Annotated in this window: 1 protein-coding gene; it reads left to right on the plus strand. The window is 65.5% G+C overall.

Annotation, left to right across the window (positions count from 1 at the left end):
- Positions 1-527, plus strand: a 527-nt coding sequence (locus tag JK635_RS29370) for a tripartite tricarboxylate transporter substrate binding protein (protein WP_202656418.1), incomplete at both ends; no start/stop codon positions are given.

Here is a 527-nt window from a genome sequence, read left to right on the forward strand (position 1 = left end):
ATCGGCCTGATCGGCCGCAGCCCGATGGTGATCCTGGCCAACGCCGATGTCCCAATCAACAACTTCAAGGAACTGGTCGCCGCGGCCAAGGCGGCGCCGGACAAGTATTCCTACGGCTCCTATGGCAATGGCACGACCGCGCATTTTGCCGGGGAAATGATCCAGCAGGCCGCCGGCATCAAGCTGCGCCACCTGCCCTACAAGGGCAGCGCGCCGGCGATGAATGACCTGATGGGCGGCCATATTCCCTTCACGGTGGACACGCTGACGGCCGCCCTGCCGCAGCTGAAGTCGGGCAAGGTCAAGGCCATTGCGGTGACGACTGCGCAACGCTCGCCAATGGCGCCGGAGATCCCCAGCGTGGCGGAAAGCGGCACCACTGGCGTCAACGCCGATACCTGGATCGCCATCGTCGCGCCGCGTGGCCTGCCGCCTGCCGTCAAGACCAGGCTAGTGAAGGCCCTGGCTGATTCTGTGGCCAGCGAGGAAACCCGCAGCAAGCTGTCGGCCATCGGCACCGAGCCAAC

This window comes from Neobacillus paridis, assembly GCF_016765675.1.
Classification (GTDB): Bacteria; Bacillota; Bacilli; order Bacillales; family Cytobacillaceae; genus Neobacillus; species Neobacillus paridis.